At 72.4% G+C, this 18,813-nt stretch carries 18 protein-coding genes; 13 read left to right on the top strand and 5 right to left on the bottom strand.

The genetic code is table 11. The annotated features are described in order from the left end of the window. Positions 1–307: 307 nt before the first annotated feature. Positions 308–1,642 carry an MFS transporter gene (locus tag Pdca_RS24455; protein WP_085916549.1) on the bottom strand — a complete coding sequence of 445 codons (1,335 nt, stop codon included), beginning with the start codon at positions 1,640–1,642 and terminating at the stop codon, positions 308–310. 140 nt (positions 1,643–1,782) lie between these two features. On the opposite strand from Pdca_RS24455, the gene Pdca_RS24450 reads away from it, so the two are divergent. From Pdca_RS24450 to Pdca_RS24425, 6 genes are all read left to right on the top strand, one after another. Further along, complete coding sequence (locus Pdca_RS24450) at positions 1,783–2,706, top strand: carbohydrate kinase family protein (RefSeq protein ID WP_158092361.1); 924 nt, start codon at positions 1,783–1,785, stop codon at positions 2,704–2,706. A gap of 31 nt (positions 2,707–2,737) precedes the next feature. Further along, the gene (locus Pdca_RS24445; RefSeq protein WP_085916551.1) at positions 2,738–3,601 is read left to right on the top strand and encodes a hypothetical protein; all 864 of its coding nucleotides are present in this window, start codon (positions 2,738–2,740) and stop codon (positions 3,599–3,601) included. Continuing rightward, positions 3,598–4,401 (top strand): DeoR/GlpR family DNA-binding transcription regulator, encoded by an 804-nt coding sequence (locus Pdca_RS24440; protein ID WP_085916552.1) that lies wholly within the window; start codon positions 3,598–3,600, stop codon positions 4,399–4,401. Before Pdca_RS24445 ends, Pdca_RS24440 begins: the two co-directional genes overlap by 4 nt. A 91-nt stretch (positions 4,402–4,492) precedes the next feature. Beyond that, positions 4,493–5,554, top strand: a complete 1,062-nt coding sequence (locus tag Pdca_RS24435; protein WP_158092362.1) for an alcohol dehydrogenase catalytic domain-containing protein — start codon at positions 4,493–4,495, stop codon at positions 5,552–5,554. Then, entirely contained in the window at positions 5,551–6,648 is a 1,098-nt protein-coding gene (locus tag Pdca_RS24430) for an isocitrate/isopropylmalate dehydrogenase family protein (RefSeq protein ID WP_085916554.1), read from the top strand. Before Pdca_RS24435 ends, Pdca_RS24430 begins: the two co-directional genes overlap by 4 nt. Continuing rightward, positions 6,641–8,083, top strand: coding sequence for an aldehyde dehydrogenase family protein (locus tag Pdca_RS24425; protein WP_085916555.1), 1,443 nt, complete (start codon positions 6,641–6,643; stop codon positions 8,081–8,083). Before Pdca_RS24430 ends, Pdca_RS24425 begins: the two co-directional genes overlap by 8 nt. Before the next feature lie 33 nt (positions 8,084–8,116). On the opposite strand, the gene Pdca_RS24420 is transcribed toward Pdca_RS24425, so the two are convergent. Genes Pdca_RS24420 through Pdca_RS24410 form a run of 3 tightly spaced genes read right to left on the bottom strand, consistent with a single transcriptional unit; the run spans position 8,117 to position 10,858 of the window. Beyond that, positions 8,117–8,869, bottom strand: coding sequence for a tyrosine-protein phosphatase (locus Pdca_RS24420; RefSeq protein WP_085916556.1), 753 nt, complete (start codon positions 8,867–8,869; stop codon positions 8,117–8,119). Beyond that, positions 8,866–9,852, bottom strand: a complete 987-nt coding sequence (locus Pdca_RS24415; RefSeq protein ID WP_085916557.1) for an HAD family hydrolase — start codon at positions 9,850–9,852, stop codon at positions 8,866–8,868. Before Pdca_RS24415 ends, Pdca_RS24420 begins: the two co-directional genes overlap by 4 nt. Positions 9,853–9,859: 7 nt before the next feature. Then, on the bottom strand, positions 9,860–10,858 hold the full coding sequence (locus Pdca_RS24410) for a DUF7064 domain-containing protein (RefSeq protein ID WP_085916558.1): 999 nt from the start codon (positions 10,856–10,858) through the stop codon (positions 9,860–9,862). 235 nt (positions 10,859–11,093) lie between these two features. Here Pdca_RS24410 and Pdca_RS24405 point away from each other — a divergent pair, with 235 nt between their 5' ends. The 4 genes from Pdca_RS24405 to eutJ all read left to right on the top strand — a co-directional run bounded on the left by Pdca_RS24405 (position 11,094) and on the right by eutJ (position 14,176). Further along, complete coding sequence (locus tag Pdca_RS24405) at positions 11,094–11,387, top strand: EutN/CcmL family microcompartment protein (protein ID WP_085916559.1); 294 nt, start codon at positions 11,094–11,096, stop codon at positions 11,385–11,387. 45 nt (positions 11,388–11,432) lie between these two features. Next, a complete protein-coding gene (locus tag Pdca_RS24400; RefSeq protein ID WP_085916560.1) occupies positions 11,433–11,756 on the top strand; it encodes a BMC domain-containing protein in 324 nt (107 codons plus the stop codon). A 95-nt stretch (positions 11,757–11,851) separates the two neighbouring features. Further along, on the top strand, positions 11,852–13,261 hold the full coding sequence (locus tag Pdca_RS24395) for an aldehyde dehydrogenase family protein (protein ID WP_085916563.1): 1,410 nt from the start codon (positions 11,852–11,854) through the stop codon (positions 13,259–13,261). Beyond that, on the top strand, positions 13,262–14,176 hold the full coding sequence (gene eutJ, locus Pdca_RS24390; RefSeq protein WP_125911539.1) for an ethanolamine utilization protein EutJ: 915 nt from the start codon (positions 13,262–13,264) through the stop codon (positions 14,174–14,176). It begins immediately after the preceding gene. An 11-nt stretch (positions 14,177–14,187) separates the two neighbouring features. Here eutJ and Pdca_RS24385 read toward each other — a convergent pair whose 3' ends face one another. Next, a complete protein-coding gene (locus tag Pdca_RS24385; protein WP_125911538.1) occupies positions 14,188–15,471 on the bottom strand; it encodes an IS110 family RNA-guided transposase in 1,284 nt (427 codons plus the stop codon). Between the two features lie 254 nt (positions 15,472–15,725). Between Pdca_RS24385 and Pdca_RS24380 the strand changes: the two genes are divergently transcribed. Genes Pdca_RS24380 through Pdca_RS24370 form a run of 3 tightly spaced genes read left to right on the top strand, consistent with a single transcriptional unit; the run spans position 15,726 to position 18,804 of the window. Then, positions 15,726–16,358: a BMC domain-containing protein gene (locus Pdca_RS24380; protein WP_232021167.1), complete on the top strand. Its 633-nt coding sequence runs from the start codon at positions 15,726–15,728 to the stop codon at positions 16,356–16,358. Then, positions 16,355–17,773: a malate dehydrogenase gene (locus Pdca_RS24375; protein ID WP_085913118.1), complete on the top strand. Its 1,419-nt coding sequence runs from the start codon at positions 16,355–16,357 to the stop codon at positions 17,771–17,773. Before Pdca_RS24380 ends, Pdca_RS24375 begins: the two co-directional genes overlap by 4 nt. Next, positions 17,773–18,804 (top strand): alcohol dehydrogenase catalytic domain-containing protein, encoded by a 1,032-nt coding sequence (locus Pdca_RS24370; protein WP_085913119.1) that lies wholly within the window; start codon positions 17,773–17,775, stop codon positions 18,802–18,804. The genes Pdca_RS24375 and Pdca_RS24370 overlap by 1 nt, the downstream gene beginning before the upstream one ends. Positions 18,805–18,813 lie beyond the last annotated feature (9 nt).

Here is an 18,813-nt window from a genome sequence, read left to right as displayed (position 1 = left end):
CCAGGTGGCATCCGCTCCGTCGGTTCTCGACGTCGCACAGGCCGAGATTCCCCGCCTCCGGGATCACGACGGCGCATCCTCCGGTAGTGCGCTGATCGGTCCTCCGGAAGCCGGCTCAGCAGTTGTTGCAGGACAGCCGAGAGGCCGCACCCGGACTCGGTGCCCGGATCGGAATCTGCTGCGATCTCCGCGCAGGCTCGCGGGTGGGGGAAATCGTCCGGGGGCAGTTGCCGGACGTCATCGACCACCCCGGCAGGTTCGGGTACCGCCGCGAGAAGACGAGCAGCGCCTTGCCATGAACCCGCCTTCAGGCGGGGTCTCGGCCGGAGGTCGGAGTGATCGTCGACGGCGGTGCGGTCGCGTCGACCGGTCCACCTGCGATCGGATTCCGCTGGACCATGCGGCGCACGAAGACGAGCATCACCAGGCCGTAGATCGCCCAGAGGGCGAGGAACATCAGGCCGGCGCTCTCGGTGCCGAAGCCGTCGATGACGAGTCCGACGCCATAGGGGCCGACGAAACCACCGATGCTGCCCACCGAGTTGATGAAGGCGAGACCCGCGGCCGCTGCCGTGCCTGTGAGCATCCGCTGGGGGAAGCTCCAGTAGATCGGCTGGCCGGCGAAGATGCCGAAGGCCGCCACGCACAGCGCGATCATCTGTACGACCGGGTTGTCGAACACCGCACCGGCGGCCAGACCGATCCCCGCGAGCACCAGGGTGCCCGCGATGTGCGCGAACGGGGTGCGCTTGCGTTCCGCGCGGCGGGGGACCCAGATGAGGGCGAGCGCCGCGGCGATCCAGGGCAGCGTCGCGAGCCAACCGGTCGCCATCGCAGAGACACCGAATGCGCTGATGATGATGGGCAACCACAGCGACAGGCCGTACCCGAGCAACGGATAGGCGAGGAAACCGGCTGCGAGCAGCAGGACCCGACGGTCCTTGAGCGCGGCGAGCGGGTGGTGGTTCGCGACGTGCTCGACCTGCTTGCTGTCGGCGGCGACGTCCGCCGCGACGATTGCCCGCTCCTGCTCGGTCAGCCATGTCGCATCACTGGGGTGGTCCGGAAGAACGCGTAGCACGACGAAGGCCAGCAGGACCGGCGGGAGGCCCACGACGAGGAACAGCCACTGCCATCCTGCGAGGCCGCCGACCCCGTCGAGCGACAGGAGGCTCCCGGACAGCGGGCTCCCGAGCGCCAGCGCGATCGGGTTGGCCAGCAGGAACAGCCCGACGATCCGGCCGCGGCGGGGGCCGGGGAACCATCGGGTGATGAGGTACAGGATGCCGGGGTAGAAACCGGCCTCGGCGACACCGAGCAGGAACCGCAGGATGTAGAAGCTGATCGGCCCCTGGGCGAACGCCATCGCCATCGTGACCAGCCCCCAGGAGATCATGATCCTGGCGAACCAGCGGCGCGGCCCGTAGCGCATGAGGAGCAGGTTGCTGGGGACTTCGAGGAACGCGTATGCGAGGAAGAAGAGCCCCGCGCCCAGCCCGAAGGCTGCCGCCCCGATGCCGAGATCGGCCCCCATGTCGAGTTGGGCGAAGCCGACCACCGTGCGGTCGATGTAGGCGAAGAGGTAGATCACCACCAGCAGCGGCAGGAGCCGCAGGGAGACCTTGCGATAGACGTCCGACACGGGAGCAGTCCTCCTTGACCTGGTTCACCGGAGCGGTGGAAGTGGTGGATCACGCGCAAGAAATGTTTGAAAACCAACGTTCTGTCGGTAAGGTAGAGCATGTTGATGGAAAGTCAACACTTCAACTGGCAGGAGACTCGATGCCGCGCGCTACCCCTCTCTCCGGCTCCGTGCTGTTCGTCGGCTCCGCCGTGCACGACACGATCGCCGTCGTCGACGAGCTGCCCGGTCCGGACGACCGGGTCGAGGCGGACGCGATCGTGCGCAGCGGCGGCGGTCCGGCGGCCACGGCGGCGGTGGCAGCGGCCCGGATGGGAGTTGCCGTCGAGCTCGCCACCGCGGTCGGCGACGACGATCTGGGGCGCGAAGTGCTGTCGGCGCTCGAGGCGGCGGGGGTCGGTCTACGGCACGCCGAGATCCGACAGGGCGAGACCACCGCGCAGAGCGTCGCGGTCGTCTCCCGCACCGGCAATGCGCGGTGTCTGATGGTGCGCCCCGGGCCGGCCCTCGGCGGGCTCCCCGGTGGCTACGACTGGGTCCATGCCGACCAGGCCGGTTATCCGGTCGTCGGCCCCGCCCGTGACCGGTTCGGGTGCCTCAGCATCGACGACGGCAACCACATCACCGGGCTCGATCTGTCCGTCGTCGACCTCTACGCACCGACCCTGCAGAGTCTCCGCGCTCGCACCGGGACGTCCACGGCCACCTCGGCACTGGCCGTGGCGCACGCGCGGGGGGCGACCCTCACGGTAGCCACCGACGGAGGCGACGGCGCGGTGGTGTACGACGGAGCGCAGCCGCTGCACGTCCCCGCGCTGGCCGTCGAACCACTGGTGAGCACGCTGGGCGCGGGCGACGTCTTCCACGGGGCATTGCTGGCGGGTCTGATACTCGGCCGGGGCCTCGAGGAAGCGGCCCGGCTGGCCGCTGTCTGCGCCGCGTTGGCCTGCCGTGCGATCGACGGCCGGGGATCGCTACCCGATCTCGCCGAGGCTGAGGCCCACCTGGACCTGCTCGGGGCGAGCGCACCACTCGCCCCCGCGGCCGCCCTTCCGCTGTTCTGACCGACTCCCCGTCCACCTGGAGGAACGACACATGACGTCGATCACGATGCCCGAGGCCCTCGTCCCGTTGACCGACGCTGCGGGCAGGTTCTCCATGCTCGCCATCGACCAGCGGGAGTCCCTGCGGACGATGATCGGCGCTGTCACCCATGACCCGGTGACGGATGCCGACCTGACCGACTTCAAGACTCGCGCCGCACAGGCGCTCACCCCGCATGCGTCCGCGGTGTTGCTGGACCGCTTCCAGGGGCTCGGTGCCGCTGCCGTGCGTGATCCGGAGTGTGCGTTCATCCTCGCCGCCGACATCCTGCACCAGGAGCCGGGCGGGCCGGTGACCGGCGCGTCCCTCGACGAGGACCTGACCGTTGACATGATCCACGCGCACGGCGCCGATGCACTGAAGATGCTGGTGCCGTGGCTCCCGGGTGAGCGGGATGCCGCGATCGAGCTGGCCGGGCGCTTCATGGACCTGTGCACCGCGGCGGGCCTGCCGGGGATCGTCGAGGGTGTGGTGCGGCCGCACGACATCGCGTCATGGACCGACGTCGAACGCAACGACGCTCTGGTCGAGGCGGCCAAGGATCTTGCGACGGTCCGGCCTTCGCTGTACAAGGCCGAGGTCCCGTCCTACGGGCGCGGATCCTCCGCCGAGCTCACCACCGAGGCAACCCGGATCTCCGGGCAGCTCGACTGCCCCTGGGTCGTGCTGTCGTCGGGCGTGGCACCCGCCGACTTCCCGGCAGCGGTGGCCGCCTGCGTCGAGGGAGGTGCAGACGGCTTCCTCGCCGGGCGCGCGGTGTGGTCGGATGCCATCTCCGCATCCGATGTGGACGATTTCCTGGTCACCGAGTCCGTTCGCCGGTTGCGGGTGCTGTCCGGAGCTGAGACGTCATGAGTGGCATGCGGTACGGGTCCGCACCGTCCCGCCGCGCCCGGCTGCTCGAACTCGTCCGGAGCCAGGGCTTCTGTGCGACCTCCGAGCTGGTGCAGACGCTGGGGGTGTCGGACATGACGGTCCGGCGTGACGTGCAACGCCTCTCCGAGGAGGGCAAGGTCCGGATCGTTCACGGAGGCGTCAGCGTGCTGCCGCCCGAGGCGCTGAGCGGCAGCGGCGGCTACCTGGAGCGCGAGGGGCGCGAGTTCCTCGCCAAGCAGCGTGCCGGTCAGGCTGCGGCGGAGCTGGTGGCGCCCGACGACCACATCGCGCTCGACGCCGGTACAACCGTCCTCGAGGTGGCCCGTGCGCTGCCTGCCGGGCAGCCGAACACGGTCGTGAGCCACTCCGCCACCGTTCTGGGCGAGCTCATGCACCGTGAGGAGATCACGCTGGTGGGAAGTGGCGGAGTGCTCCACCACGAGACGATGTCGTTCGCCGGAGCGACAACCTTGACCACCCTGGCTGAGCTCCGGGTGGGCCGGCTCTTCCTTGCCGCCAGTGGTGTCAACGAGGCCGGTGTGTTCTGCGCCAACGACTTCGACGCCGTCACGAAGCGTGCCCTGATCGACATCGCCGACGAGGTCGTGCTGGTCATCGACTCGAGCAAGTTCCATACGCGTGCCCTCGTCCGGATCTGCCCGCTGGATGTCGTCGACACCGTCGTCGTGGACGACGCCATCACGGCGCCGGACCTCGCGATGCTCGAGCGCCACGGCGTCCGCCCGCACCGCGTACCGGTGGGTGAGCAGGCCCGCTGACGACCGGCCCGCCGACGCGCGGGCCGTGGTGCCTCGCCCCAGCACACCACTCGGCGTCGATGACGCCGTCAACCCGATCGGAGTACCCCTGATGAAAGCTGTCCGCGTTCACGGTCCCGGAGATCTGAGGATCGAGGACGTCCCCGATCCGCGCCCGGCGCACGGCCAGGTCCTGGTTGCAGTCGAGGCCGCCGGGATGTGTGCCACTGATGTTCACATCCTGCACGGGACGTTCCCGTGCCGGTACCCGCTGACCATCGGCCACGAGATCGCCGGCCGGATCGTCGAGGTCGGCGACGGTGTAGATCCCGCCCGGGTCGGAGCGTCGGTGACTGTGGAACCGCACGAGTACTGCCGTGAGTGCCTCTACTGCCGGATCGGACAGGAGCACATGTGCACGGCCAAGGAGGCCTACGGCGTGCACGTCGACGGCGGGATGGCCGAATACCTCGCCGTTCCGTCCCGTCTGGCCTACGACCTCCCGGAAGGGGTGTCGGCCGCACTCGGATCGATGACCGAGCCGATCGCGTGCAGCATCCACGCGATGGATCGGCTCGGCGCGGTCTCCGGGCTTCCGGTCGCGGTCTACGGCTGCGGCCCGGCCGGGGCGGTCCTCGTCGCGTTGTGCCGCCGTGCAGGCCTTTCTCCCATCGTGGTCCTCGATCCGCGCGCGGAGCGCCGTGATCTCGCGCTGCGGGTCGGTGCGGACATCGCGCTCGACCCGACCACCGGTGAGATCGAGGACATCGTCCGCGATCTCACCGGCGGATACGGGTTCAGCTACCAGATCGACGCCGTCGGCTCGCCGCGAGTGATCGAACAGGCGGTGGCCCGAGCCGCCCGCCGCGGCACGGTCCTGTTCTTCGGCGTGGCGGCACCCGGCGACCCCGCGACCGTCTACCCGCAGGAGATCTACGCGAAAGAGCTGAGCCTGCTCGGGACGGCGATCAATCCCTATACCCATCACCGGGCCGCCGCGCTGCTCCCGCAGCTACCGCTGACGGAGTTGCGGACCGCGACCTACCACCTGACCGACGCCGCGGCCGCGCTGGAGGCGCAGCAGCGAGGAGAAGTGGACAAGATCTTTCTGGCGCCCGGCGAATCGCTCGCGGGGGCCGGAGCGGGGAACGGCGCCACCCGGGCCACGGTGTGAGCCGCCCGCACATCGTCGACGTCATCGCCGGGGACGGGATCGGTCTCGAAGTCGTCCCCGCCGCACTCCGGTGTGTCGACGCCCTCGCCGAGCAGTTCGGTTTCGCCGTGACCTGGCGGGACCGCGACTGGGGGTCGGAGCGCTACCGGCGGACCGGCGCGATGATGCCCGAGGACGGCCTGGCCCGCCTCGCGGACGGCGATGCGATCCTGCTCGGGGCGGTCGGCGCGCCCGACATCCCCGACGATGTGACGCTCTGGGGGCTGTTGCTCCCGATCCGGCGGGCGTTCCTGCAGTACGTCAACCTCCGCCCGGTGCGCAGCCTCCCCGGGGTCCCGGGGCCGTTGTCCGACGGCAGCGGCATCGACCTGGTGATCGTGCGCGAGAACGTGGAGGGCGAGTACTCCGAGATCGGCGGACGGATCTACCGCGGCCGGCCCGAGGAGGCGGCGGTTCAGGAGACGGTGTTCACCCGGCGCGGGGTGGATCGGGTCGCGAGGTTCGCTGCCCGGCTCGCGGCCTCCCGGCGCGGCGGCCTGACGTCGGCCACCAAATCGAACGGGATCGTCCACACGATGCCGTTCTGGGACGAGGTGGTTGCCGGAGCCGTCGAGCGGATCAACCACAGCGGCCCGGAGACCCCGATCCGCCTGCGGAAGGTGCTCGTCGATGCGCTGGCCGCCGATCTGGTGCTGCGCCCCCGGGAGCACGACGTGATCGTCGCATCCAACCTGCTCGGTGACATCCTCTCCGATCTCGCCTCGGCGGTCGTCGGAGGCATCGGGACGGCCCCGAGTGCCAATCTGAACCCCGAGCGTGAGCACCCGTCGATGTTCGAACCGGTGCACGGCTCCGCCCCCGACATCGCCGGAACCGGAATCGCCAACCCGACCGGCCAGATCTGGGCCACCTCGCTGATGCTCGACCACCTCGGTGAGAGCACCGCGGCAGCTGCGCTGCTCGCCGCGCTGGAGGCGGCGCTGGCATCCGGTGTACGGACCCGGGACCTCGGTGGAACCGCGGGCACCGACGAGTTCACGTCCACGGTTCTCGATCACCTCACCACCACGACGGAGGAGCTGTCCGATGCGTGACCAGAAGCTGTTCATCGACGGGACCTGGGTGCCCGGCCACGACACCGCCACCGTCCGCTCGCCCTACGACGACAGAGCGGTCGGCTCCTACGCCGTCGCCGGTGAACAGCAGGTAGCCGACGCGGTTCACGCCGCTCGCCGCGCCATGGAGCGCGAGTGGAGCCCGGCCGCCCGCGCCGCGGTCCTGCGGAAAGCGGAACGACTGCTGGAGGAGCGGTCGGCCGAGTTCGTCGAGGTGCTCTCGGCCGAGGCGGGTAAGCCGGTCACCGCCGCGGCGGGCGAGATCGTACGGGCGCGGACGACACTGGGGCTCTCGGCCGAGGAGGCGACGCGGCTGTCCGGCGAGTTCGTTCCGTTCGAGCCCGGTGTAGGTACCGATGTCCTCGCGGTCACCGTGCCGGTTCCGGTGGGGGTGGTCGCCGCGATCACGCCGTTCAACTTCCCGCTCAACCTCGTACTGCACAAGATCGGACCGGCGTTGGCGGCCGGCTGCGCGGTGGTGTTGAAGCCCTCCGAGCGGACGCCGCTCACCGCCGGGCTGCTCGCCGAGCTGCTCGCCGAGGCCGGAGTGCCGGCTGGGCGGCTGAACGTGGTGACCGGTGCGCCGGAGCAGATCGTCGAGATCTGGGCGGACGACCCCGGTGTCGCCGTACTGACCTTCACCGGCTCCTCGGCGGTCGGGTGGGCCCTCAAGGCACGTTCCCCGCGCAAGCGTCATGTGCTCGAGCTGGGATCGAACACCGCGCTGCTCGCCGACACCGGTGCTGATCTCGACGCGGTGGTCGACGCGATCGTCACCGGTGGGTTCACCTTCGCCGGGCAGGCCTGCGTCTCCGTTCAGCGTGTCTACGCCGTCGCCGAGGTGTACGACGCACTGCTCGCGAAACTCGTGCCCGCGGTGGAGGCGCTGGTTGCCGGCGACCCGGCCGATGAGCGGACCGTCGTCGGACCGGTGATCGGGGACGGTGCGGTCGAGCGGCTGCTGGGGTGGATCGAGAAGGCCCGGGTGGATGGTGCGAGCGTCCTGACCGGTGGCACCGCCTCCGGGCGCGTCGTCGCCCCCACGGTGGTCGCCGATGTGTCCCCGCAGACCGATCTGGTGTGCGGTGAGGCTTTCGGGCCCGTCGTCACCGTGCAGCGGGTTGCGGATCTCGAGGCCGGGATCGGCCAGGTCAACGACTCGCGGTTCGGGCTCAACACCGCGATCTTCACCCGGGATGTCGGCGCGGCCCTCGCTTTCGCCCGGCGCGCGGAGGCGGGGACCGTGATGGTCAACGTCTCGCCGTCGTTCCGAGGAGATCACATGCCCTACGGCGGGGTGAAGGACAGCGGTCAGGGTCGCGAGGGCGTGCGGTACGCGGTGCAGGAACTCGTCGACCACAAACTCGTGCTCCTCGCCGGACAGCGCCAGGGACAGCTCTCCTCGCCTCGGTGATCGTCGTCCGAACCCGCAGGTGCGACGTCGCCGCTATCGGCCGGCGGGCAGCAGCAGGCCGTCGCGGAGCCGGTCCAGCTCCGCCGGTCCGATCCCGCGCTGCTCCGCCCAGCCGGACGCTCCGCCGTGGTCCCGGTCGAGGATCGCGAGGAACCCGCGGATCGTGTACTCCTGCGCCTGATAGACCTCGGACGGGACGGTCGCCATGTGGTCGCGGTAGCGCGGCCAGCTCCGGAACCGCTCGACGACGCGCACCATGTTCGGCCCGGAGCGCAGGTAGTCGGCCACGATGTCGTCGTCGTCCACGCCGAGCAGGCGCAGCGTCATCGCCGTCACCAGGCCGGTCCGGTCCTTCCCGGCGGCGCAGTGCAGCAGGGTCGGCCGGCCCGCCATGGCGCACAGCACGCGGATCACCGTCGCCAGCGGCGACGCCGGTGACGACAGATGCTCCCGGTAGAAGAACAGCGACTGCTCGCGGGCCGGCAGATCGGAGACCGGCAGGTCACGCAGCGGTGCGTTGAGGTAACTGACCGGGCGGGTCGCGAGTGGGCCGCGGCCCTGTTCGACGGCCTCGGCGCCGATCCGGAGATCGACGACGAGCTCCAGCGCGAGCGTCTCGGCGAGGTGCTCGACATCGGCCGGGGTGAGCGCCTGCAGGGTGTCGCTGCGGAACAGCGCGCCGGGCCGGATCCGCAGGTCCGGCCCGGCGCGCAGTCCACCCAGGTCCCTGAAGTTGTAGGCGCCCTCCAGCTCGTGCCCGTGCGAGTGCGAGCGGTGGACGGTCATCTGCGCATCACCCTTCGTACCGCCTCGAGCAGCTCGTCCTGCGGCCCGGGACGGGCGGGCGGAACGGACGTGTCCGGGAGCCCCGGCTCCCGGGCCCCGGCCGCGATCCGCCGCCGGTCGCGGCGCACCCGTCCGGCGGCCGCCGGGTCGAGCCCCCCATCGGGACCGCGATCGCAGCCGCAGCCGCAACCGGCGTCGGGTCCGGAATCGGGACGGGCGCCCGCGCCGCCACCCGCCGGTGGGACCGCGCAGGCCCCACCCGGGGGGAGCGTCGCGGCGTCGCCGAGCAGGTGTGCGGTCAGCTCCTGCGGCCACAGCGCGACGAACTCGGCTCCGGCCGCGACCAACTCCTCCGCGGAGTGCATCCCCCAGGCGACCCCCACCGCGCGGATCCCGACCTCGATCGCGTCCCGGACGTCCCCCGCGGTGTCGGTGACCAGCACCGTGCTGGCGAGATCGGGGGCCTGACGCAGGCCGATCTCGTCGTAGTCGGCGGAACAGCGGCGGCCGAACGTGTTCGCCGAGTCGGCGAGGAAGGTCCGCACGGCGGCCCGCTTGTCCGGGATCACGTCGCCGCCGAACACGTGCGCGAAGCAGAACGCCAGGTCGTTGTCGGTCAGCACCCGGCGCATCACCTGCATCGCGTTCGACGACATCACCGCGAGCGTGCAGTGACCCGCCAGCCGCCGGACGACGTCGCCGACGCCCGGCACCAGCGGCGGCGAGTACTCGGCGCGCAGCAGCGCCAGGAACGCCTCCTTGACCTCGGCGGCCTGCGCCTCGTCCCGGCACAGCTTCGCGATCGACTCGTAGACGTTGCCGCGGAACAGGTCGAAGTACTGCTCCGGGCCGTCGACACCCAGCTCGAACCGGTCGTTGATCGTCGAGAAGACCGTCCAGGACGCGATACGCGTCTGGACCAGCGTGCCGTCGAGGTCGAAGAGCACCGCCTCGGTCCGGGGCGTCGGGGAGTGCGCGTTCATGCCGGGATCACGAGCCGCCGTGCACCCGGTCGTAGATCGCACCGAGCTCACCCATGCCGATGAAGTCCATGCACTCGCCGTACGCGGTGTGCCCGTCGAGCGTCCAGCGCAGCAGCGCGTTGTGCCCGACGACCCCCGGCTGGGACTGCCACGGGAACGACGTCAGCGCCTGCCCGTCGGCCTCCCACACCCGGTCGGCGGAGTCGGTGACGCTGATCGAGATCCGCTCCGGATAGAGCCGGGAGCGCTTGGTGACCCCGGAGCCGGCCTTGAGGCCGCGCAGCGTGCCGTGGTCGAGGACGTAGCCGTGGGTGAGCCGCAGCGGCGACTCGCCGTCCGGCCCGTTCTCGGTCGTGAAGTCGAACAGCCCGTGCAGCGCCAGCTCCGGGCCGACGTGCGCGTGCAGCCAGCTCAGCCGCGAGGTCTGCCGCTCCGCACGGACACCCCAGCTGTGGTCCATCGTGGACACGCAGTCGATCGGGGTGGTCCGGCCACGCAGCCTGATCTCGCCCTCGTAGTGCCCGGTCTGGTCGAAGTGACCGGCGTAGGCGTGCCCCCAGGTCTTCGCCATGTCCCGATCGGCGGCGAGCGGGTCCTGGTCGGGGTCGTTGATGTCGTACGGCTCGTGCAGCGCCGTGTACCGGAACCGGATCTCCAGGTCGGCGGCCGGGTCCGAGTAGGACACGTCCCAGATCCGGTGCGGGTCGGTGGCGACGACCTTCAGCCCGTTCGCCAGCTCGTAGTCGAGCAGGTTCGACGGCTGCGGCACGACCAGGTGCTCCCAGGCGTCCCAGTACTCGGCCTCCCAGGGCGCGGTGACCCGGCGGCTGTTGACCGAGACCGTCGACCCGACGACACCGAGCGGCTCCCGGAACAGTCCGTACAGCCCGATGTTGAGCGGCCGGTCGGTGTCCTGCCCGGCGTAGAGACCGAAGTAGTTGGTCTCCGCCCAGAGCGGGTCGTCGCTGGTCGGAGCATGGAACTGTGCGTCCTCGGGGCGGATCACCGGTGAACCTCCTGGCGCGTACGGGCCCGGCCGCCGGACGACGGGGGCTGTGCCTGACATCCAGCACGCTCCCGCGCGGACCCCCGCCCGGCCACGGTGCCGATGGACAACGACCGACCGTGACGTTGTCCCGGACGGATAAGGCTCACCGGAACGTGCCGGACCTACTGTCCCCGCCAGCGGTGGTCCGGCGCACGCCTTCCACCACGTGTCTACCGACGGAGGTGGCCCGGGCATGCAGCTGGCCAAGGTGCTCGGACAGGTCGTCTCGACGATCAAGGGCCCCGGGCTCGAGCGGTTCACGTTGCTGCTCGTGCAGGAGGCCGCCGCCGACGATCCCGAGCGCGACGGCGGACCGTCCCGGGTCGCCGTCGACACCGTCGGTGCGGGGGTCGGCGAGATCGTGCTGGTCGCGACCGGCAGCGCGGCCCGGGTGGCTGCCGGCACGGACGTGCCGACCGACCTGGCCGTCGTCGGGATCGCGGACACCGTCGTCCGCTCCGGCGCCGTCACTTACCAGAAGACCTGAGATCCGGCACCCGTGCACCCATCCGAACCACTTCAGGAGGACGACATGGCTCCGACGACTGCGACCCCGGCCGCACCCGCCCTGCGCGGAGCGCTGGGCCTGATCGAGACCAAGGGGCTGGTCGGCGCCATCGAGGCCGCCGACGCGATGGTGAAGGCGGCCAACGTCCAGGTGCTCGGGCACCGCGAGATCGGCGGCGGTCTGGTGACCGTGATGGTCCGGGGCGACGTCGGTGCGGTGAAGGCCGCGACCGACGCGGGCGCGGTAGCCGCGGAGAAGGCGGGCGAGGTGGTGTCCGTGCACGTCATCCCGCGGCCGCACGACGAGACCGAGAGCATCCTCGCCGTCCTCACCCGTCCCAAGGGCTGAGTCCGCCCCACCCGAGCCCCCGCACCGTTCCGGCGTCCGCCGGAGCGGCGGCCGGGCGTGCCCACGTCGACCCCTGACGAACCCGAGGTGTGGAGATGACCGCAGCCACCGCCCCCGACCCGCCACAGCTCGACGCCGACCTGGCCGGTCTGGCCGACGTACGGACGAAGGTCCGTGCCGCCGCCGCGGCCTTCGCCGAGCTCGCCGGGACCGACCAGGAGACGCTCGACCGCTACGTGCGGGCGATGGCGCTGGCCGGGACGAAGGCCGCCGAGGAGCTCGCCCGGCTCGCCGTCGACGAGACCGGGTACGGCATCTACGAGCACAAGATCTACAAGAACCGGTACAACACCGGCTTCGTCGCGAAGTGGATGCTCGAACGGCGGGCGATCGGCGTGCTCTGGGTGGACGACGACGCCCGGGTCACCGCCGTCGGGTCCCCGATGGGGGTGCTCGCCGGGATCATCCCGGTGACCAACCCGACGTCGACGGCGCTGTTCAAGAGTCTGGCCGCGGTGAAGTCGGGCAACGCGATCGTGCACGCCCCGCACCCGCGGGCGGCCCGCTGCACGCTGCGCGCGGTGCAGGTGATGGCCGAGGCCGCGGTCGCCGCCGGGGCCCCCGAGGGGCTCCTGTCCTGCCTGGAGAACCCGACGCTCCCGGCCACCCGCGAGCTGATGAGCCGCGACGAGATCGCACTCGTGCTCGCCACCGGCGGGCCGGGGATGGTGCGGGCCGCCTACTCCAGCGGCAAGCCGACCATCGCGGTCGGCGCCGGGAACGTGCCGGCCTACGTCGGGGTCAGCGTGCCGGACCCGGCCGAGGCCGCCGAGATGATCATCACCTCGAAGTCGTTCGACAACGGCACCGCGTGCGTGGCCGAGCAGTCGGTCGTCGTGGTCGACGCGGTGGCGCCGGCGTTCCTCGCCGCGTTCGAGGAGCGCGGCGCCTACTGGATGAACGCGCCCCAGCAGGCCGCGCTGGCCCGGGTGCTGTTCGACGACCGAGGCGCGATGCGACCCGGCTCGGTCGGCCAGACCGCGCCCCGGCTGGCCGAGCTGGCCGGGTTCACCGTGCCGTCGTCGACCCGGGTGCTCGCCTGCCGGCTCGACACCGTCGGCCCCGGCACGCCGCTGTCGCGGGAGATCCTCGGCCCGGTGCTGTCGGTGTACCAGGTGCCCGACGCCGCAGCCGGCTGGCGACGCTGCCGGGAGATCCTGGCGCTCGACGGCGAGGGGCACACCACCGCGGTGCACGCGGCCGACCCGGCGGAGATCGCGCCGTTCGGGACGCTGCCGGCCGGCCGGATCGTGATCAACACCCCGGCGCTGTTCGGCGGGATGGGGTACTCGACCGACGTCGACCCGTCGTTCCAGCTCGGCACCGGCACCTGGAGCGGATCGATCTGCTCGGACAACGTCACCCCGTTGCACCTGATCAACATCAAGCGGATCGCGCACGAGGTGCGCCCGTGGCGGACCGTCTACGACCCGGTGGAGCTCTAGATGGCGACCACCACCGCCCGGCGGCGGACCCGGCGGCCCCGGCCGGCCGAGCCGCCGTCGTCCGGCCCGAAGGCGCTGCTCGCCGCGGCGGCCGCCACCGCGGCGGCGATCGGCGAGCACGGTGAGCCGGACCGGCCCGCGGCCGCCGCAGCGGCGGCCGCGGGCACCCTGCGGGTCGGTGTCGATCTCGGGACGGCCGGCTGCGTGCTGGTCGTGCTCGCGGTGACAGCCGACGGCGGGGAGCAGCCGATCTGGGTGCAGAGCCATCCCTCCGGCGCGCTCGCCGACGGCGTCGTCGTCGACTTCGCCCGCGCCACCGCCACGGTCCGCGGGCTCAGGGAACGCGCCGAGGCCGCGCTCGGCGTCGAACTGCGCAGCGCCGCGACCGCCTACCCGCCGTGCATCCCGGTGGCGGACGCGAGGGCCTGCACCTACGTCTGCGAGTCCGCCGGGTTCGACGAGGTCGGACTGGTCGACGAGGTCGGCGCGGCGCAGCGCACGCTGGAGGTGCGCGACGGTGTCGTCGTCGACGTCGGGGGTGGCTCGACCGGGGTCGGCGTCTACCGCGACGGCGAGCTGGTCCGGCTCGACGACCGCCCCGGCGGCGGGCACCACCTGGACCTGGTGCTGGCCGGTGGCCTCGGCATCGGGATCGAGGAGGCCGAGAGCTACAAGCGGACGCATCCGCGCGAGGCCCTTTCGGTGCTGGTCCCGGGGCTGCAACGGATCGCGGAGAACGTCCGCGCGCTGACCGAGGGCGCCGAGGACCTGCCGCTGCACCTGGCGGGCGGCGCCCTGATGATCCCCGGCGCGGAAGACGCGCTGGCCGGCTACCTGGAGCGAACCGTCGTGACCTATCCGCACGCCCTGCTCATCACCCCGGTCGGGATCGCCAGGGCGGGGGAGCGGGCATGAGATGCCCTGTGTCAACCCGCCGCTTGTTGATCTTCGAGGAGGCGTTGGAGGGCGCGGTGTCGGGTGGGGTCGTAGGCGAGGTTGTCCTGCCAGCAGTGCCAGATGACGAACAGCCAGGCGCGGCCCAGGATCCGGACCGCGTGGGCGTGGTCGTGCCCGCGGTCGCGGGCGCGTTGGTAGAGGTCGTCGGCCCAGGGGTTGGCGCGTCGCGAGTCGCCGGCGAAGTCGCAGACGGCGTCGCGGAGTTGTTTGTCGCAGGCCCAGCGGAAGCCGACCGAGCGGTGTTTGCCGGACTGGCGGGTCGACGGGGCGACGCCGGCCAGGCAGGTCAGCGCTTCGGGAGTGGGGAAGCGGGCCCGGCAGTCGCCGATCTCGGCGAGCAGTCGGGCGGCGCGGACTCGTCCGGCTCGCGGGAGGTTGGTGAACACGTGGGCGTCGGCGTGCTCGGCGAGCTGGCGCTCGATCTGGGCCGACACGGTGGCGATCTGCGTGTTGAGCGTGGTCAACACGTTGGTCAGGGCGTGGGTGATCTCGGTGTTGATCTCGGCGTCGTGCCCGGTCAGGCCGCGGGGCGCGGTGCGCAGACGGGCGTGGAGCACGGCCGGGGCGGTGCGCCCGCAGTAGCCGACCTCGCTCAGCCAGGCGGCCAGCCCGGCGGTAGTGAGCGCGTCGATGTGGTCCTGGGTGGCGAAGCTGCGCAGGAAGGTCAGGCTGATCGCGGAGTCGATGTGGGCGAAGAGCCCGACCACGCCGGGCAGCACGGTGCGCAGGTGCGCGCGCAGCTGGTTGGCCACCGCGACCCGGTGGCCAACGAGGTCCTTGCGGGTGCGGCAGGCCCGGCGCAGGGTCGCGGTCTCGGGGCGGTCCGGGGTCAGCGGGGCCAGGCGGGCGCGGTCGGTGCGCAGGGTGTCGGCCAGGACGTAGGCATCGAAGCGATCGTCCTTGTTCCCGGCCGAGCCGTAGCGTCCGCGCAGGTTCTTGACCTGGTTGGGGCTGATCACGACCACGGTGATCCCGGCCTGGAGCAGGGTGTCGACGACGGGGCCGTCGGGGCGTTCGATCGCGACCTCGGCTGCCCCGGCGCGGCGCAGGAGCGCGACCAGTTCCCGCAGACCGGCCGCGGTGTGGTCGATGGTGTGGCGGCCGATCTGGGTGCCGCGGTGGTCGACGATCGCGACCGCGTGGTCGTCACGGGCCCAGTCCAGACCGGCGGTGACATCACCGGGCGGGTCGGCGGGCAACGTGGCGTGGGCGTGGGCGGGGTTGCGGGTGCTGGTGGTACTGGCAGACTGCATGTCAGCCTCCTCGCTGCTAGTCCCAGTGGGGAGGCGCCTTCATGTGGTGCCGGGATGCGGCTGCCGGTTCGCTCACTGATCGGCGCTCAACGGCGCTCAGCCCTGTCGACGGTCCGCGCATCCCGGGTGTCCGCTGGGCCCCGCAGATCTCATGCTGGACCTCGACCGAGTCGAGCGAGCAGGGCGATGACCCAGCGGCACCTCGGGCGCATCGGCAACCCAATCACGATCACCGACACCCGGAGGGTGGACCAGTGAGCGCGACCCCCACCCTGCGTACCTACGCGTTCGTCGACCGGATGCAGCCGCAGTGCGCGGCGCACATCGCGGCGACCAGCCCCGGCGACGTCCCGCTCGCCGGGATGGCCGAGCTCTACATCGAGATGGCCCCCGGCAACGAGGTGTTCCGGGCCGCCGACATCGCGCTCAAGGCGGCCGGTGTGCGGCCCGCGCTGCAGATCATCGAGCGCGAGTTCGGCCTGCTGGAGATCCACTCCGAGCAGCAGGCCGAGGTGCTCGCCTCCGGGCAGGCGATCCTCGACGAGCTCGGGATGACCGAGGCCGACCGGATCCGGCCGACGATCGCCTCCACCCAGTTCATCACCAACGTGCACCCCTACCAGGCGCAGCTGCTGAACAAGTGGCGCAAGGGATCGATGCTGATGCCGGGGCAGAGCCTGTTCGTGATGGAGGTGGCCCCGGCCGCCTACATCGCGGTCGCCGCGAACGAGGCGGAGAAGGCCGCCGACATCACCGTCATCGAGCTGCGCGCGGTCGGCCGGTTCGGCCGGATGTTCCTGTCCGGCACCGAGAGCGCGGTGCAGGCCGCCCGGGACGCCGCGGTCGATGCGCTGGAGGGCATCCACGGACGGGAGGCCGGGCGATGACCGTGCACGGAGCGGCATCGGTCGACGCGGCCGCCGGCGGGACGCTGTACGTGCGGCCGGGCGACATCGTCACCCCGCTGGCCCGGGAGCGGGCCAGGGAGCTGGGGACCGAGATCGTGACCGGTCCGCCGCCGCCCGCCGCCGCGACGGGAACCGGGCCGCCACCGGCACCCACACCCGGCTCGGCCACGGCCCCCGGCGGCACCCCGGCCACCGTGCCCGGCCGCGGCGCTCTGCCCGGCCGCGGCGCCCTGCCCGGCCGCGATCCGGCGTCCGGCGCGACCCCGGGCACCGCGTCCGGTGCCGGCCGGGCCGAGCGGTCGGCCGGCCCGGCGCCCGCGCCGGTCGCTCCGGTGCCCGGCGGCCCGCCGCCGCCCGTCCGGCCCCCGTCCGGCGCACTGTTCCGGCGCGGCGCCCCGCTGCCGGGCGCGGTGCGTCCCGGCGCGGCCGGGGCCCGGCCGACCGGCCGGGGGAGCGCCGCGTCCGGCCGGGTGGTCGTCGTCGGGGCCGGGAACGTCGGCATGATCGCCGCGATGCGGCTCGCCGACGCGGACGTGTTCGACGAGGTCGTGCTGGTCGACATCGACGAGGGCCGGGCCGCGGGGATCGCGCTGGACCTGACGCACACCGCCGCGCTGTCCGGGTTCGGCACCCGGGTGCGTGGCGCCGGGACGGTCGCCGAGGCCGGCCCCGCCGACTACGTGATCATCACCGCCGGGAAGCCGCGCACACCGGGGATGAGCCGATCCGATCTGATCAGCACGAACGCGGCGATCGTCGGGGACGTCGCGCGGCGGGCCGCTGCGGTGTCGCCGCAGGCGGTGATCGTCGTCGTGACCAACCCGCTGGACGAGATGACCCAGCACGCGTGGACGGCGTCCGGGCTGCCGTCCGGCCGGGTGCTCGGCATGGCCGGCGTGCTCGACACCGCCCGCTTCCAGGCACTGGCCTCGCTCACCGGCGTCGCGCGGGCCGACCGGATCCAGGCCTGGGCGCTGGGCAGCCACGGCGAGGAGATGGTCATCCCGCTCTCCACGGCCACCACCGGAGGTCGTCCGCTGAGCGCGGCGATCCCGGCCGCGGAGCTCGACGCCGTGGTGTCCCGTGCCCGCGGCTCCGGCGGTGAGGTCGTCGGGCTGCTCCGCTCCGGCAGCGCGTTTATGGCACCCGGGATGTCCGCCGCCAGGATGGTCCTGGCGATGGCCGCCGACTCCGGCGAGGTGATGCCCGCCGCGGTGCTGGGCGACGGCAGCTACGGCATCTCCGAGGTCTACGTCGGGCTGCCGGCCCGGCTCGGCCGGAACGGGCTGCGCGAGATCGTCACCCTCGATCTGCTGCCCGACGAGCTCTCCGCACTCCGGGCGGCGGCCGACCGCATCCGGGAACGGGTGGCCGAGCTCGCCACGGCGGCGTGATGCGCGCGGTCACGTTCGCCGGCGACGGCACGGTCCGGGTGCTCGAGGTGCCCGATCCCCGGCTGGAGCAGCCGACGGACGCGATCGTGCTGGTCCGCCGGGCGGCCGTCTGCGGGACCGATCTGCACACGGTCGCGCACGGCGACAGCCTGGAGACCGGAACCGTGCTCGGCCACGAGTTCGTCGGGGAGATCGTCGAGACGGGCGCCGCGGTGCGCGGACACCGGCCCGGCGAGCTCGTCGTGGGCGCCGACTTCACGGCCTGCGGAACCTGCTGGTGGTGCCGGCGCGGCGACCACTGGGAGTGCCCGGACCGCCGCTTCTTCGGCACCGGCACCGCGTTCGGGCCGCCGCTGCCCGGCGCCCAGGCCGAGCTGGTCCGGGTCCCGTTCGCCGACACCGTGCTGCGGTCGGTGCCCGACGGGGTGTCCGCGGACGCCGCCGTGTTCCTCGGCGACACCCTGGCAACCGGCTACGCCGCGGTCCGGCGCGCCGATCCGATGCCGGGGGACACGATCGCGGTCCTCGGTGGCGGACCGGTCGGTCAGCTCACGGCCCTGGCGGCCCAGGCCTGCGGGGCGGGCACGGTGCTGCTCGTCGAGCCGGTCGCCGCGCGGCGTGCGCTCGCCGCCCGGGAGGGCTCGGTCGCGGTGGACCCGGCCGACGCGCTGCGGACCGCGCAGCTGCTCACCGACGGCCGTGGTGCCGACGTCGTGATCGACGCGGTCGGCGGGCCGCGCGGCCTGGAGAGCGCCTTCGAGCTGGTGCGCCGGCGCGGGACGGTGGTGTCGGTCGGGGTGCACACCGGCGACTGGGCGCTGCCCGCGGGCCGGGCCTTCGCCGACGAGCTGTCGCTGCGGTTCGCGATCGGCGACCTGATGCGCGACGGCGACCAGCTCCTGGCCCTGGTCCGCTCCGGGGCGGTCGATCCGGCGGTGGTCGCCGAGGAGACGGTGCCGCTCGACGGCGCTCCGGATGCATACCGGCGGATGGCGCAGCGACGTACCCTCAAGTCACTGATCGCGTTCTGACCGGCGGGG

Origin of the sequence: Pseudonocardia autotrophica, from assembly GCF_003945385.1 — a bacterium.
Lineage (GTDB): Bacteria > Actinomycetota > Actinomycetes > Mycobacteriales > Pseudonocardiaceae > Pseudonocardia > Pseudonocardia autotrophica.
This window is presented reverse-complemented; position numbering and strand designations above follow the sequence as displayed.